General features: G+C 68.9%; 13 protein-coding genes. 4 read left to right on the top strand and 9 right to left on the bottom strand.

The window, feature by feature from the left end; all coding sequences use genetic code 11:
- Positions 1–31: 31 nt before the first annotated feature.
- The 4 genes from ACIQWG_RS39960 to ACIQWG_RS39945 all read right to left on the bottom strand — a co-directional run bounded on the left by ACIQWG_RS39960 (position 32) and on the right by ACIQWG_RS39945 (position 8,086).
- A complete protein-coding gene (locus tag ACIQWG_RS39960) occupies positions 32–1,534 on the bottom strand; it encodes a hypothetical protein (RefSeq protein WP_404105815.1) in 1,503 nt (500 codons plus the stop codon).
- Between the two features lie 283 nt (positions 1,535–1,817).
- Entirely contained in the window at positions 1,818–3,974 is a 2,157-nt protein-coding gene (locus ACIQWG_RS39955) for an SUKH-4 family immunity protein (RefSeq protein ID WP_404105812.1), read from the bottom strand.
- 64 nt (positions 3,975–4,038) lie between these two features.
- Positions 4,039–6,090: an SUKH-4 family immunity protein gene (locus tag ACIQWG_RS39950; RefSeq protein WP_404105809.1), complete on the bottom strand. Its 2,052-nt coding sequence runs from the start codon at positions 6,088–6,090 to the stop codon at positions 4,039–4,041.
- Between the two features lie 151 nt (positions 6,091–6,241).
- The gene (locus ACIQWG_RS39945) at positions 6,242–8,086 is read right to left on the bottom strand and encodes a toxin glutamine deamidase domain-containing protein (protein WP_404105805.1); all 1,845 of its coding nucleotides are present in this window, start codon (positions 8,084–8,086) and stop codon (positions 6,242–6,244) included.
- A gap of 1,048 nt (positions 8,087–9,134) precedes the next feature.
- Here ACIQWG_RS39945 and ACIQWG_RS39940 point away from each other — a divergent pair.
- Complete coding sequence (locus ACIQWG_RS39940) at positions 9,135–9,986, top strand: hypothetical protein (protein ID WP_404105802.1); 852 nt, start codon at positions 9,135–9,137, stop codon at positions 9,984–9,986.
- 39 nt (positions 9,987–10,025) lie between these two features.
- A complete protein-coding gene (locus ACIQWG_RS39935; RefSeq protein ID WP_404105799.1) occupies positions 10,026–10,280 on the top strand; it encodes a hypothetical protein in 255 nt (84 codons plus the stop codon).
- Positions 10,281–10,772: 492 nt separating this feature from the next.
- On the opposite strand, the gene ACIQWG_RS39930 is transcribed toward ACIQWG_RS39935, so the two are convergent.
- The gene (locus tag ACIQWG_RS39930; RefSeq protein ID WP_404105795.1) at positions 10,773–11,420 is read right to left on the bottom strand and encodes a hypothetical protein; all 648 of its coding nucleotides are present in this window, start codon (positions 11,418–11,420) and stop codon (positions 10,773–10,775) included.
- Between the two features lie 39 nt (positions 11,421–11,459).
- On the opposite strand from ACIQWG_RS39930, the gene ACIQWG_RS39925 reads away from it, so the two are divergent.
- Positions 11,460–11,855 carry a hypothetical protein gene (locus tag ACIQWG_RS39925; protein WP_404105792.1) on the top strand — a complete coding sequence of 132 codons (396 nt, stop codon included), beginning with the start codon at positions 11,460–11,462 and terminating at the stop codon, positions 11,853–11,855.
- A 70-nt stretch (positions 11,856–11,925) separates the two neighbouring features.
- Here the strand turns inward: ACIQWG_RS39925 and ACIQWG_RS39920 are convergent, their stop codons facing one another.
- Both ACIQWG_RS39920 and ACIQWG_RS39915 read right to left on the bottom strand, forming a co-directional pair.
- On the bottom strand, positions 11,926–12,273 hold the full coding sequence (locus ACIQWG_RS39920; protein WP_404105789.1) for a hypothetical protein: 348 nt from the start codon (positions 12,271–12,273) through the stop codon (positions 11,926–11,928).
- Positions 12,270–12,416 carry a hypothetical protein gene (locus ACIQWG_RS39915; RefSeq protein WP_404105787.1) on the bottom strand — a complete coding sequence of 49 codons (147 nt, stop codon included), beginning with the start codon at positions 12,414–12,416 and terminating at the stop codon, positions 12,270–12,272. The genes ACIQWG_RS39920 and ACIQWG_RS39915 overlap by 4 nt, the downstream gene beginning before the upstream one ends.
- Before the next feature lie 202 nt (positions 12,417–12,618).
- Here ACIQWG_RS39915 and ACIQWG_RS39910 point away from each other — a divergent pair, with 202 nt between their 5' ends.
- Complete coding sequence (locus ACIQWG_RS39910) at positions 12,619–13,047, top strand: hypothetical protein (protein WP_404105784.1); 429 nt, start codon at positions 12,619–12,621, stop codon at positions 13,045–13,047.
- A 20-nt stretch (positions 13,048–13,067) separates the two neighbouring features.
- On the opposite strand, the gene ACIQWG_RS39905 is transcribed toward ACIQWG_RS39910, so the two are convergent.
- Together ACIQWG_RS39905 and ACIQWG_RS39900 are read right to left on the bottom strand one after the other, a co-directional pair.
- Positions 13,068–13,373, bottom strand: a complete 306-nt coding sequence (locus ACIQWG_RS39905; protein ID WP_404105782.1) for a hypothetical protein — start codon at positions 13,371–13,373, stop codon at positions 13,068–13,070.
- A gap of 50 nt (positions 13,374–13,423) precedes the next feature.
- Entirely contained in the window at positions 13,424–14,740 is a 1,317-nt protein-coding gene (locus tag ACIQWG_RS39900; RefSeq protein WP_404105779.1) for an SUKH-4 family immunity protein, read from the bottom strand.
- Positions 14,741–14,747 lie beyond the last annotated feature (7 nt).

Genomic DNA, 14,747 nt, shown 5'->3' with positions numbered 1-14,747 from the left:
AACGTGCGTGCCGGGCCGCGTCAGAGGCATGTCACTCCTCGCCGCTGTACACGCTCTCCTCGTCGTCGTCCTCCGCGTCCATCCACTGGTACTCGTCGTCCATTTCCAGGATGAGATCGCGCGCCCAGAGAGCGAGGAAGCGTGGACAACCCCACACGTCGGCCGACCAGTTGCTCTCGGGGGCTGGGAACGTGGCGCCCGCGTACAGGTGCCGGACGTGCGTTGCGAACTCTCGCCGGTCCCAGCGCCTGAGGCGTTCGCCGGGGTGGTCGTCGCCATGCGCACAGTCCGAGTCGAGCGGCGCGGGGTCGACAGCGCTGAGCAATCCGCGCACCTCGCTGCCGACGCCGTAGGGCAGGTCGCGGACTTGGGCGATCCAGAGGTCGAGCAGCAGGAGTACGAGTCGTTCCCGCGGATCGTCCGTCGTTGGGTGTCTGCGGGCGGCCCACACAGCGATGCTCTCCGACTCCGTGTCGAATTCGTCGCCGTTGATGACCCGAGTGGTCAGCTTGTCGATGTCGAGGCGCCCGTCGGGACGTACGTAGGCCGCGTCCAGGGCGCTGGTGTCACGACTGCCGAACTTCGAGGCATGGGCGGCACGTAGCTCCGCGAGTGCCTCGTCGGCGAGGCCCCGCAGGTAGCGCGGGCACAGCCAGGCTTCGGGCGGGTACTCGTCGAGCATGTACCGGAGATCCGCGCGGCCTCCTGGGCTGCGCAGCCGGAAACCGATGTCGGCGATGTCGGCGGACTCGAACTCCGGGTCCGGATGCTCGTCGTCATTGTGGGCGCAGGTCGCCGAGTCCCCCAGCCTCGGCAGCACCGCCTCGAGGCCGTCGATCATCGCGTCGTAGACCGACCGTTCCGTGACCCGGTAGACGGCGTACCAGCAACTCGCGTGCTGTGTGATGACGTAGCCGGCGCGGGCGCCTTTGGTGGCGAGCCAGGTATCGGCCCCCGCGTTCGCCTCTAGCTCGGCGTCGGGGTCCGAATCGGGGTAGTCGGACAGGATCGAGGAGAGGCTCTCCGCCGATGAGGTGTGGTCCTCCGGTACGACCGCGGGTATGCCGTCGGCCGAGAAGGGGCGGATCGTGTCGGCGGTGACACGGGCGATGCCGGCGATGTTGGCGGGGCACCGATCGGCGTCGTGGTCGGGGCGTTCCGGCGAATCGGCGAACAGATATCCGGTGGGCAGCCCTGACCACGCCGGGTCGTCCTCGGCCTGCTCGCCCAAGGCCTCCTCGTACGGGTGGCTTTCGTGCTCGCAGCTGTGTTCGCCGACGGCAGCCGCGGTGGCCAGCAGCGCCTCGACCGCCACTCGTTCGACTTCGGGCGTGGGCTGTGCGGCGAGGTACCGCACCATCCTCGCCAGGCCGGCTATCCACACGTACGCCCTGTCGCTGCCGGAGTCGGCGGTGAGGCGGTGTGCGCAGTCGAGCACGAGAGGGTCGGCTTCGAGGGGGGTCGTATCCGCTCCAACGCGGCTCCAGGTCTCGAGGAGCTCAGCTGTGAAGGGGAGGTCGGGGTTCTCAGGCATGTGGATCATCATTTACGACGGTGGGTGATCGGCAAAGGCGGCTGCTCGGGGTGCCTGTCCCGCGAAGCCGGGACGTGCGAATGGCCGCGCGTGGGCAGCGGCTTGACCCGTACGGGTGCTGGGCACCGCAAGGGGAATGGCCAACAGCGCGCACCGCGCAACCCCATCCATCACGGCCACCGCACGCAGCGCTCCTCGGCCGGCGGCGGCACCATCGACCTGCTCGTTCCACTGGTGGGGGCCGTGCCGTGTCCACGACTTACCGGATCGCGGCCCCGCTCCGTCAGACTCGGTCGTCGAAGTTGTAGTCCTCGAAGACCCTTTGCCAGCCCTGTGTCTGGTAGGCCTGGGGATCGATGAGGTTCAGCCAGTGACGTACATCCGACTCCGTGTCCTCGATCGACCAGTCGGAGGCGAACCACCAGTAGTAGAGGCGGACCATCGCCGCGAACTGGCCGAGACTGCTTCCGGCCAGCGCGTCGCCGATCCCCGACGAACCGTCCTGAAGGACCCTCCCGTCACGACCGTCGAGCAGGAGGCGCGCCCCTTGCCAGCTGCCGAGGGAGAAGTACGTGGACTCCGCCTCGGCCGGCTTGCCGACGGGTTCGGCAACGGGGCGCAGACCCGTGTCCGCGAGGCCGGTGGTGTCGAGTTCGAGGAAGCCGGTGACACAGGGGAAGCCAACTGTGGAGAGGAATTCACGCGCGCCGAAGTCGGACAGGGCGGGCGGCAGGGTCTCTCGCGGGAACTGTTTGACCGCCGAGGCCCCCAAGATGTCCGTCAGCCAATCGGTCGTGGGCGCCAGGGCCAGGGCCGGCAAGTCCGCTGGCGCGAGCGCGGTGCCGGTGCCCACCAGACGCTTGAGGAGCCCCGGCGCGGCTTCCTGTCCGGCGCTCTCATTGATCTCGACCACGCACACGCCGTCCATGGAGGCCAGAGCGATGCGATGACCCGAGCGCACGCCCCGTCGGATGTACGCGGGCATGCGGGGCAGATCCACTTCGCCACCGGCGGCCCCGTCAGGGCGCCACCCTCGGGGCCCCTGATCCGCCTGCGGGGTGCCGGATGCGTCCGCGGCCTCACCGGGCTCGGTTCGGGGCGCGCCCGTGGCCAGGTCCCACGTGCCGATATGGTCGCGGCGAGTGCGGGCTGTGACCAGGTCCTCGGTCGGGGTGTGCACGATCCGGAGCGTCCGAACGATCGCGCGCTTGACCAGTGCGTCCGTGCTGAACATGCCTGCACCGACGCCTTCGGCCCAGAGCGTCCGCCACGGCAGGACCATGGGCCCGGCCGCCGACAGGAGCCGATCGGCGGCTGCTTCCTCCGTCGGCCCGGCCTGCATCAGGGTCAGGTGCAACAGCGCCAGCCACTCACCCTGGGACGAAGGCCGAACACCCCGGCGCGCCAGGTAGTGAAGGCGGGCCCCGGCACTCCCCTGCGGAATGGGCTGTCCATGGAACGCGGCCTCGAACGCCTCGAAGAGCGACTCGTGACCGACCCCGGCGACTGCCGCAGTGTCATTGAGGAATGCCTCGAACTGGCCGGCAGCCGCAGCATGACCGGCCAGGGCGCGCTCGGCGTACCAGCGCGTCGCCTCAGACGCGTCTACCGCCGACAGCGCGGCGACCGCGCGCCCGTGCCAGGTCCTGACCTCCTCGGCCGGCATCTGCGTGCGCAGTTGCCGGGCCGCTGCCTCCTGCTTGAAGGACACCAGGGGAGTGCCTGTCCCGTCGTCCGTCCGGTGAATCCAGGTCGCGGCCGCAGGACCGCCGAGCAGCGAGTCGAGCCTGGGCTCCGGGACGTCCGCACCGAGGGCGGAGCAGAGGAGGGACCACACGGGCACGGGAACGAATCGGTGCTCGGCCAACGCCAGCGCACGGAGGGCGGACGACAAGGCCTCATCCTCGCCCGGCTCCGCGAAGGCCGGCATGCTCTCGAAGCCCCCGCGCAGGGTCAGATGCCGTCCGCCCAACTCCTCGGCACTGCGCGGGGCATCGTCGACTTCGGCCAGCAAGCGCATCCGCAGCCCGCGTCGATGGAACGTGATCAGCGCCCGAGCCACCTGATCGAACACACGCTCCGGTTCGCGGGAGGTGCGCAACCGGCCCGCCCACTGTGTATTCGCGAGTACGACCACGGGGTCGTCGCTGATCCGGCCTGCTACGGCGGCGATGTCGTCGTCGAAGGAGTCGGTGGCGGCGATGCCCAGGGCCGTCGCCACGTCCCAGGCCACCTCTTCCGCGGACCTGCCGGCGCAGTCGACGTGGGCGGCGGCCGGGTGGCGGGCAACGACCTCGCGCAGCAACGCCGTTCTGCCACTGCCCGCACGCCCGCCGATCCACAGCCAGGCGCTGGTGTCGCGAGGCCGGTCGATCCACCGCAGTGCACGGTTCAGCGCGAGTTCTGCTGTGACTTCTTCGAGATGTGCGGTGGCACTCACGCGGCACGTCCATTCCGCACAGGGTTTTTGGGCATGGGCACAGGCGTAAGCAGCCGACGAAGCTTCAGCCGTTGTCGTAGAGCGTGTGTGTCCAGGCTTGAGACGTTCCGCCGTCCTCGTCGATCGCGGTCAGGATGTTTTCGATCTCGTCCCGGATGTCCTCGCGTTCCGTGCGGCTCGAAGCCATGGGCAGCAGGCAACGCCCCAGAATGTAGTTCTGGAGCATGGTCACGAACTGTTCCAGGCTTGCGGCTACCTCGGGATCGGAGTCCTCCTCGTCGCCCTCCATGGGGAGTCGATAGACGGTGCCACCGTCGCCGTCGAGGACGATGCGGCCCTTCAGCCAGGTTCCGAGCTGGTAGTACGCGCCGCTGCCGTCGTCTTCTCCCCACACCTCCTCCGCCGTCAGCTCGGTGAGTCCCTCGTCGGCAACGGCCACGAGACTCATCTCAGCACCGGTGAAAGTGGGCAGGCCGACTTCCGCGAGCAGGTGCCGGGCACCCTCGTTCCGCAGCCCTGGCGGCAGCTCCGTCATGCCGAGTCGCTGAACTGCCTGCGGCTCGAAGAGCTCCTCGAGAACCGTGCGATCCGGCTCTTCCCAGAAGTCCTGCGCGTCGTTGTCGACCAGTCCGAAGTGGCCGAGCAGCGCTGCTCCATAGGTGCGTTCCGGCTGATCGAACGTGCCCGGTTCGCGCGGATCGACCATCACCATCCCGCCGATCCCGGCCAGGACGACACCCTCACCCACTCGCAGGACCTCGGTGAACTGAGGGCTGGCGAGACTGCTGCCGAACGCGTTCAACTCCGCCCACGGCTGGGCCAGTTGATTGTCCCGACCTCGCGGCCAGAGCGGCTCCGACTGTCCTGCCTCCGGCACTCCGTCGCTCCACGGCCCGGCGATGAGGGCACCCGACTCGGCGTCCCACAGCCGGAAGCGCCGGTCCCATCGACCTTTGCCCGCCACGGCGGCGCGCCCGCCCACCTCGACTTCGGTGATCTCCGTCAATGAGCAGGCCCGGAGGTACGTCTTGCGCCAGCCGTATGGTGGGCGCCAGTGCGCCCATCGTGTGCGCCACGGCAATTCGACGCCTGAGCTCTCCAGTGCCTGCGCAGATTGAGCATCACCGCGCGCGGTGGCCATGAGATGGAGCCAGGCCGCCCATTCAGGCTGACTGACAGAACCCACACCCCCCACCCACAGCGCTGCTGCGTCGCCGACGAGAGTTTCGTTGGGGATCGCTGGTGTCTGCTGATTCGCCGCGTCTAGGAGCGCTGCCGGGTCGAGGTGTGCGACCAGGCTTCCTTCACCTTGGATTTCGTCAAGGTTGTCAGCCTGTAGTGCATGCACGGGTAGGGCATGAGCGATGTAGTGCCCAACGGGTCCGCTTGCTGCCCAGCCTTCCACGGGGGACAACTGCTCGGTCAGAGAGAGCACTTGACTCGTCAAACGTGTGTGAATCTGCCGCCTGTCCGAAGGTGCGGTTTCCTGCCGCAGCGCATCTGCGATCCGCTCATCGACGAATCGGACCCGGCCCTCGACGGCTTCGACAAGGTCAGGCAGTTCCTGGACCAGGGCGGTCAGGACGTCCTCATCCATTCCTTCGTCGTCGACGGCTCGCACCAATGCCGACCACACACGGAAGGGCGTCCAACGCAACTCGGCGAACGCGAGCGCACGTAGAGCCGGCTGGTTGCGTGCAACAGCGAGGCCTGGGGGCGGGGCCACGGAGGCTTCCGGATGGAGAGTCAGCCAGTCCCGCAGCCAACGGTCCTCTGGGCGCGATTCGACTATCACCCTGGCTCCCGCCTCCATCACCAACGGGCCAAGCACCCGCTTGATGACCCGGCTGGGCTGGATGGACCGACGAGTACGCCCGGCCCGTTGCGAGTTGGCGATGAGGAGAGGTCTGCTGCCCACTCCCGCACGCTTGAGCTCCCACACCCAATCCACCCGCCGGGACCATTGGTCGGGTACCTCAAAGGCATCGAGGATCTTCCCGAGGATCTCCTCGGCGGTGAGCCCGGTGGCGTCAACCCACACGGGGTCGGGCAGCGCGTCTCGCAGTCGCAGCAGGACATCGGTCTTGCCGGTCCCGGAAGTTCCGAGGATCTCCACCGATCGCTGAGGGCCACCCTCGTGCCACCACGATTGAATTCGGGAAAAACACTCGTCTGCGGACGATGCGGAACCGGTGGGGTTTGGAGCCATGACGTCCTCTCAAGGTGCCGGAGGGGTCCCCTCTCCGGGCAGCCTACCTGCGCGTTTCCTACACTTGTTCGGCGATCTTCAGCCAGAGCTCTTGGGCTAGCTTCGTCCGGGCCTGGAACTGCTCCTCCATCTCACGCTCGGCGTCGGACTGCACGAGCTCACGCACCTCAGCGTTGATCGCTTCCCGCGTCGCCCTGTCGAGCTTCGTTACCTTTTGTTCCTTCTTCTCCTCCCGTCGTAGCTCGTTGCCCCGACGTGTCCGCTCATCAATGGCAGCCTCGTGAGCTCGGTAGGTGGTGCTGTAGTACACCGGGACGCCCTTGAGTCTGTCGGACAGGAGCTTCGAGCAGTTCTTTTCTGCACCTAGGGCTCCCTTCCTGTCACCGCAAGGTTCCCGTTCGGTGTACAGGCCAGTAACCGTAAATTTCTCGTCGCCCTTGTTTGCCTGATCCATCCAATTGAGGAGACTTCGCTCGGAGTGACTCCCGCCCTGCCCCTCGCTGGAATCCACCACATACCTGACATTGCCGTTTGAGTCGACGGTCTCAAGCACCGCGTAGTTGCGTCCGGTCAGGTCAGGAGTGTGCTTTCCGACGTTCTCCGAGGGGTTACTGACCTCGGCCAGCAGGGCCTTGGCGAAATCTGGACCGCGATTCTCGTGCATTTCTCCGCCTCGGGACTTACCGTCCGTCTGCACGGGATTCGACGTAACGCCGTACTCCTGGTGGAACGTGTGACTCAGTCGGGCAAGCGTGGAGATCACTGCCATACGCTCGCCACGATTCAGCTGATCAAAACCAGGAAGTACGTCCCGCAACTGCCGGTCAGTGAGAACCCTGGGGTTCTGTGCGTCCTTTCCATCGGGGTGAGGGGAATCGCCGGCCGCGATCCTGAGCGCCTCGGCGAGGTTTCCGTCGTTGGCCCAGGTGCGCATCCGCTGATCGACGACGTCGTGCTCGATGCGGTAGACGGGGTTGGTCCTGCGCAGCTCGGCCTGTTTCTCGTCAGGGGGCTGCCGACTGTGCCGCTGGTCTGGGCTCTCCCGCTCGGGATGCGGGCGGGGGTCTTCCTCGGTGGTCCCAGCGGGATCATCCGGTGGCCGGCGGTCGCCTCCACCAGGGCTGTTCGGTGCCTCGCGGTCAGGAGTGCGAGCATTGTCGGGACGGGATGTGTTGCCATTCGTGCTCGGTGACACCGGCTGCCGATTCGAGTCCAACGGAATCGCGAAAACCCCGTTGTCCCCCCTGTGCAGCGGCTTCGAGCTCTTCTGCCCCGTCTGGGCGTCGATGTAGGTGATCTTGCCGTTGTGGTTGACGGCGTTCCACGCGTGAGCCCGTCCGTTGGCGTCCTGCGTGATGATCACGGCCTGTGAGCCGTGGCCGCTGTCGCGCAGGGTGTTCTCCAGGCGGGTGAAGGCGTCGCGACCGTTGCCCATGTCGCTGAAGCGGGCGCCCAGCGTGTTCTCGATGCGGTCGCGGCCGCCCTTCTCGCCGCGGTCCGAGGGGTTGCCGTCCGCGTCCAGGTCCGGCGTACGGCTGGCCGCTGCCGTGGGGTTGCCCGCGTAGGTGTCCACCGTGGACAGGGCCACGTCGGCGCAGTTGTTATTGCGGCCCGGGGCGTCTCGGCCTTCGCCGTTGATGCGCTCGACCCAGCGGCCGTCCTCCGGGTCCGGCGGCCGGGTGGGGTCGCCGTTCTCGTCTCGGGGGACCGAGTTCTCCAGGGCGTCCTGTTCTGCCCTGGTGGGGTCGGTGACACCGCCCGGGGGGTTGGTGTTGCGGGTCTCCGAGGCCGGGGTCGGAGTCTCCTTCGGCCTTGGGTTGTCCGAGGGGTTCTGCTGGTTGGGGGTGGAGTCCGGGGGCTGTGAGGCGGACTGCTGGGGTTGGTTGTTCGGCGCCTGGGTCACGTGGTGGATCGGGACCGGGGTGACCGGGGGCTGCTGTTGCTGGTTCGGGGTGTTCGCCGGGGGCTGTTGGGTGTGGGGCTGTGCGCCAGGCTGGTTCGGGGTGTTCGGCGTGCTGCCCGGGGGCTGGTGGGGCGGCCTGTTGGGAGTTGAACCGGCGCTCGGCTGGTTGGGAGTGCCCGGGGTGCCGGCCGTGCCCTGCGAGGTGGGGCTGTGCTGAGGGGAGGAGTTCGGGGTGCTGCTGCCCGGTGTCGAGGCGCGTCCGGGGTCGGTGCCGGCCGAGGGAGAGGGAGTCGACGCCGGGGTGCTGGTGGACGGCGATGCGGTCCTGGGGGCAGTCGACTGGGCCGGGTTCTGGTTCGGGCTGGCCGTACCCGTGTTCTGGCCGGGGGTGGCCGTGCTCGGGTTCTGCCCCGGCGCGTTGCTCCTGGCCCCGGTGGTCGGGTCCCCGGTGTTGCGGGGCGGCGTACGGTCGCCGGGCGTCGTGCCAGGCGTGCTGTTGCCCGGCGTCGTGCCGGGCGCGGTCCTGCCGGGCGTGGAGCGGTCGCCCGGGTTTGTGTTCCCGGGGGCGTTGCGGGTTGCGGTCCCGTCACCCGGCGTCGTGCTCCCAGGTGTGCGCTGCGTCGGTATTCGACCGTCCGGCGTGCCAGGTGTGCGTCCGTCCGACGTACCGGGTATTCGACCGTCCGGCGTGCCCGAAGGGCGGCCGCCCGGTGTACCCGGGGTACGCCCGTCCACCGCACCGGGTACCCGCCCGTCCGCCGTCGGCGTCGGCGTACTGCGAGGCGCCGTCGGCGAAGTTGGGCTCGGTGTGGACGCGGGGCCAGTCCCCGTGGCGGAGGGCGTACCGGCGGAAGGATTCCTCGCCGGACCGGAGCTGGGATTCGGACTCGTGGCCGACGGACTGCCGCCGGAGGCACCCGCGCTGTGGTGCCCACCCGGAGCCGCCCCACCCGGAGCCGCCGCACCTCCGGTGGACGGCGCCGTGGGCGAGGTCGGGATGGCCGAGCCGCCGTCCGCACGGCCACCGGAACCGGAGGGAGACGCGTCGGTGCTCGTCGGCGTCGGTGCCGCGTTGGACTGCGTCGGCGTGCTCGCGGCCAGGCCGTCGATCTGGGTGCCGATCGAGCCGCTCCCCGGCGAGGACGACGTACCGCCGGACGAAGCGGATGCCGGCGTGGGCGTGGCGTGTGGGCTGGGGGACGACAGGCCGGACACGGACGAGCCGCCGGAGTGCGAAGGGCCGGACGTGCTCGGAGTGCTGGACGAACCGTTGGAGTCGGAACCGTTCGACGAGGGGCCGCCCGGCGAGGGGTCGTCGAAGTCCGACAGGGACGACCCCGACGGCGATTGCGTCGGCCTCGCGTACGGCGAGTCCGAGGAGGAGGGGTTCCCGGAATCGGACCCCGGCCCGGAGCCGGAGTCGGGGCCCGCACCGACGTTGGGGCCGCCGATGTCGTTGCCGCCGGTGTCGGCGGATATGCCGCTGCCTATGTTCGCGCCGGGGATGCTGCCGTTGCCCGAACGCGTCGAGGTGGAGGAGTCCGATCCCGCCGAACTCGCATCGGAAGACGAAGAGTTGGAGGAGGAAGAGTCAGACGAAGACGACGAATCAGACGACGACGAACTGGATGACGAGGAGTCCGACGACGAAGAGTCAGGCGATGAGGAGGACTTGGAGGCATCCGAGCCGGCGTCGCCGCCGCTCTCACTGCCGATGTCGCTTCCGGACAGCCCCGATCCGTCGTACCCGTCGATACGGCTGTCGATCGCGTTCCGCGCCCGGCTGCCCGCCTTCTGTCCCAGGCTGTCGCGCACGCCCTCCGCGAAGGTCTGCGGGCTCTGCCTCAGGGCGTCGAGGCCTGCCTGGCCGCCGGCCTTGAGGGTGGCGCCGACGTTGTAGCCCTCCTGGGCGCCGAAGCCGACGTTGACCGTCTGCCGGATGAGGTCGGTGATGATCGCCTCGATGGCCGAGATCGCGGGCTCTTTGAGCGTCTCCACGAGCGCTTCGATCATCGCCTGTTTGAGCTCGTCGAGGAGGCGGCGCACGATCAGCCGGGTCACCTGTGTGGCGCCGAGGCCGGCGACCTCGGACAGGCCGAAGGTGAAGGGTGCGGCGGCGTGGGCGGCGACGATCTCGATGGCCAGGGCGATCAGCTGTGCGATCACCGCCCACTTGGCGAACTCGACGAGGTAGGCGCAGGCCTCCAGCACGTTCGCGATGAGGAACGCGGCCTCGGCGGCGCTGGTGAGGTAACCGTCGCCGCCACCGCCGTCGAACTTCTGGTACGTCTTGGTGAACTTGTCGATCGAATCACCGGCGTTGTGCTCGATCACCTGGCGGGCGCTCGCGTTCGCCTTGGTGTGCAGCCCGTTCACCTGCTCGCCGAACTGCCGCCACACGGTGGCACAGTCTCTGAGCTTGTCCTCGTTCGCCGTCGGCCACCTGTAGCCCAGCATCTCGAGAACCCACTCGAGCTCGTCCGGCAACATCATCGCCACAGCAGAAAGCACCCCCGTCAGACAGCACGGCCGTACAGCTCCCTCACCCGACAAGGGAAATCACACAGGAGTACAGCCGTCCGCAAAGTTTACGGACTCATCTACCGGCGACTTCAGGTGTTTGCTGTCACAAGTCCGTTGCAGGTCGCCGCTGTTGCACGGAGGGTCCGCTCGCGACGAGAGCCGTTCAGTGTGTACGGCCCTGGGTGCGCTCTCGGTGTCCCTTGATGTCGGGTCGGCCGACGTGGCCCTCCGCACGCTCGGTCTCGCCGAGCCAGATGTGCGGGACGTGCTGCTGGACGGCCGTGACCAACTCCTGCCGGCAGGGTGCCGGGAAGGGCAGGCGGTAGCGCAGGCCGGGCAGGTCGGGGTGCAACGGCTCCTCGTCGCGGACGAGGGTCCACAGGACGGGGTCGTCCCGGTCGATGGGGCCGACGGGAAACAGTTCCAGGGAGTAGACCTTCCGGCTCCGGCCGAACCTGCTCCAGTACAGGCCGACGCCGCCGAGAACCTGCCAGGGGATGACGTTCCGGAGCTTTCCGTTGTCCACCCACAGGCCGGTGGTGTCGACGAGGACCCGGGTGCGGCGGTTCGACCAGTTGACGATGAAGAGGAACACGCCGAGTGCACCGATCAGCAACAGGAACACGAAGCCGACAAGCTTGGACGGGTCTGCTTCCCCCTTCCCGGTAGCAACCACAACGACACCGAGGACGCCGATTGCGCCCACTGCGACGAGCAGCACGGAGCAGGGGAGCCCGGTCATGGCGCCGCGGCGGCCGGTTCGTATGACCACGGCGTCGGGCGCGGGGGAGGGGGTGTGCGAAGGCAACATGGTGCGTGAGCTTAGCGAATTGACCTACGCTGCCTGCTCATGACGACGCACGGCCCGGAACGCGGCGGGGAACAGGTACAGACGCAGGTGCGAGAGGGCGAGAACCAACCGGTCCCACCCGGCATGGACGAACTCAGGGCGAGATTCCCGGCTCAACCGGATCCGGGGATCGCGAGACAGCGGTCGCAGCAGGCGCGGAGCGCTCGTGGTGGCCTCATGGCCGCCGGGGCATTGGTGGCGCTGGTCTGTCTCGTCGTGCTCGTGGGACGTCTCAACAGCGGTGAGCTCGCGGGCGTGGGGACCGTGTTGTACGTCGTGAGCCTCGTTTCCGCCGCCCTCAGCATGGAGTTGGCGCGGCGCGCACGCACCCGCTGGGCCATGATGGCGATCATTCTGGCGGCGGCGGGTGCGTCGCTGGCGGATGCGCTGCCCTGACTCACGCGATTCCGGGACTCACTCGGTTCCGGTCAGCGAACCGCGGGGGCCGGACGGGCCCTTCGAGTACTTACACCTTGGTGAAGCACAACGTGTAGTCGAAGCCCCGGCTGTTCCGGTACTGGATGCCGTAGTCGTACTCCGCCCCGCATTCCTGGTCCTGGCCGGGCAGCAGGGCACCGGTCTTGTACTCGGCCTCGGGTGAGCCGCAGTCGACGACCGTCGGCAGCGGCTCACCCTGGGGGTCCGCGACCTTGACGCAGTCGCCGATCTCGGGGTCGTGCGTCTCGGCCTCCTCGGCAGCCGCAGATGCCGACGCCTCCGCCTTCGCCTTTCCGCCGGTCGGGCTGGTGTTGTAGTCCCAGACCCAGTAGCCCACGGCGCCGAACACCGCGATCACGATGACGGCGGACTTCAAGGCCCGGCCCAGCGCTCCGGGCTGCGGGCGCTGCGGCCCGCGAGGAGGCTGCGGTCCTCCGTACGGCTGCTGCGGCCCTCCGTACGACTGCTGCGGGTACCCGTACGGCTGTTGTGGATGACCGTACGGCTGCTGCTGCCCATAGGGAGGCGGCTGCTGACCGTAAGGCGGCTGATTCTGGTACTGCGGTGGAGGCGTCGACATGCCTGCAAGACCCCGTGGTTGACTGAACGAAGAGAGATCAACGCGAAGTTGACCGGCGCAGACTACCCTCCGACCTCAACGGGGCCGCGGCCCGGGTCTCCTCCACTCTCGACACCTGAAGCACCGGAAGAGGGGTTGCACATGACCAGGAAGCCCGAGAACTCACCCAACCCGCAGGGCGCTTCGCAGGAGCGCGGTGTGCTGGACGAGGCACTCGAACCGGAGCAGATTCGTTCCCTGAACTCCTCCCTGCGCAAGCTGACCGAGACCGACGGCGTCAGCAAGGACATGCAGGAGGCGGCCAAGAGGCTGCTCTCCGGCCGCCTGGCCCTGCGCGATGCCTTGGACGACCCTGCCGTGGCCCGAGCCCTGGGCGGAGGCATGGCCTCCCTGCGCGGTCAGTGGGAGTCGCTCTCGGAGGAGGAGCGCGATCAGATCAGGCACGGGGAGCCGCTCGACGGCGGTGACCGGGCTTCCGGTCCCTCCGAGCCGCGGCGCTCGGAGGGCGAGGGTGGGCAGTCCGGGAAGAAGAACCAGGGCCGGCACAGCGGGGGATTCTCGCTGTACTGATCACGCGTACGGCATACGGCTCACGACCGGCGTTCCCTGCGATACAGCGCGATGGCCGCCTCGCTCGGGTAGTTGGGCACGGTCGCGGTCTCACCGGTCTCCTTGGCGACCACGATCTTGCTGCCCCCGGGCGAGGCGGGCCGCGGTCGGCCCGCGGCGTCTGTGACGGGCGGGAACACCGCGTACACCAGGTAGCCGATGTCGAACTCCTCGACACGCATCTCCGCGGGAGTGCCGTCCGGCAGGCGGGGCTGTGCGTACCGGCCGCGCACGATGGCGAGGGCCTGCTCCGAGGAGGTTGGCGGTGCCGGGTCGTCCGAGGTCACGGCTCGCTCTCCTCGATCTCTCGGTGGGGATGACGGCACAGCGGACCGGGTCAGAACAACCCGTGCCACATCTGCTCGACGACCAGCGACCACCAGGTCTCGGCATTCCCCAGCGCCGACGGGTCCATCGCCACCAACTGCTCCTGGAGCGCGGCCACTTCCTCACCCGCCGCCACCGGATCCACGCCCTGCATCCGCTGCCGTACGGCGGCGAGCAGCGCCAGGGAGCGGACGAAGGCGCCGACCGAGGCGTTGACGTACCGGGAGGTGGCCGTGACCGGATCCACCGCCCAGACCGCACCGAGTCCGTCGGGCTGCCCCGCCCCCGGCAGGCACTGCACCGCGATGACTGCGACACCGTCGAAGCCGATCCGGGCCAGGTGCGCCAGGGCCCCGATCTTCTCCTCACCGGCAGGGCTGCGCCGCTCGCGCAGATTCGTCGCGACGTCGGTGAACAGTCCGCCCGCCGGAGGGGCGTCGGGCCGGTCGGCGGTGAAGAAGAGCGGGAGGTCGACGGGAAGCCCCGCCCAGGTGAGCGTCGCCCCGGCAGCCTCGGGCAGCGTGCTCTGAGCGATGTCGTCCGCGTCGAAGCGACGTACGCCGTCCTCTCCGAAGACCTCGACGAGATGCCGGCCGAGGGCCACGTCCCGTAGGGGCTCGGCGGGAGTCACCTGCGCGGGGACCGGCATGCGGTGCGGGCGGGGCGGCGGCTGCTGGCCGGCGATCCGGTGCATCGTCTCGACCTGCTCGACCAGCGCCGCTACGCCCTCCGCGCGCGCCTCGGGACGGGCTCCGTAGGACTGTGAGCAGGAGAGCTGGGCGTTGGGGAAGGAATTGAGGAGTTCGGCCGTGTAACCGCCGGGGAGCAGGCTCGGACGCAGGTCGGTGTGGACGGCCACGACATTGTCGACGGGCACGTTCATCCGCCGCAACTCGGCCCACGCCTGGTACTCGGCGGGCGGCAGGCCCGGGGCGGACGTGCGGAAGAGGGTGGTCTCCTCGCCGTTCGCCGGGTCGACGTAGGTGAAGACGGCGGTGTTGCCGGGGCCGGTGACCGGACGGGCGCCCTCCTGCGCTCCGGCGTCGCCGTGCTTCTGCCGGTACATCCGGACGACCTCGTCGACCGGCACCGACGGCCAGACGGTCAGCTCGCCGGTACGGCGGTCCACGACCCCGCACGCGTTGCCGATCTCGGCGGGCGGCCGACGCTCCCCGGTCACCGGGTCACGCTCGGGCTCCGCCGGTGCCGCCCACACGACCCAGCCCAGGTCGAACTCCTGCGTCCGGACCTCGCGGCGCGGCTCCGTCGAGCCTTCCGGGTTGAGCCAACGGTCGGCGATGGCGAGCGCCTGCTCCTGGCTGGTCACGGGGAGG

This window comes from Streptomyces sp. NPDC098781 (assembly GCF_044759995.1).
In the GTDB taxonomy this organism is placed as follows: Bacteria; Actinomycetota; Actinomycetes; order Streptomycetales; family Streptomycetaceae; genus Streptomyces.
This window is presented reverse-complemented; position numbering and strand designations above follow the sequence as displayed.

Excerpts from the sequence above, each read along its gene's own strand:
- ACIQWG_RS39960 (WP_404105815.1), bottom strand. The coding sequence starts at position 1,534 with ATGCCTGAGAACCCCGACCTCCCCTTCACAGCTGAGCTCCTCGAGACC.
- ACIQWG_RS39935 (WP_404105799.1), top strand. The coding sequence starts at position 10,026 with ATGAGGTCGGTGATGATCGCCTCGATGGCCGAGATCGCGGGCTCTTTG.
- ACIQWG_RS39930 (WP_404105795.1), bottom strand. The coding sequence starts at position 11,420 with ATGTTGCCTTCGCACACCCCCTCCCCCGCGCCCGACGCCGTGGTCATA.
- ACIQWG_RS39925 (WP_404105792.1), top strand. The coding sequence starts at position 11,460 with ATGACGACGCACGGCCCGGAACGCGGCGGGGAACAGGTACAGACGCAG.
- ACIQWG_RS39915 (WP_404105787.1), bottom strand. The coding sequence starts at position 12,416 with ATGGGCAGCAGCAGCCGTACGGTCATCCACAACAGCCGTACGGGTACC.
- ACIQWG_RS39910 (WP_404105784.1), top strand. The coding sequence starts at position 12,619 with ATGACCAGGAAGCCCGAGAACTCACCCAACCCGCAGGGCGCTTCGCAG.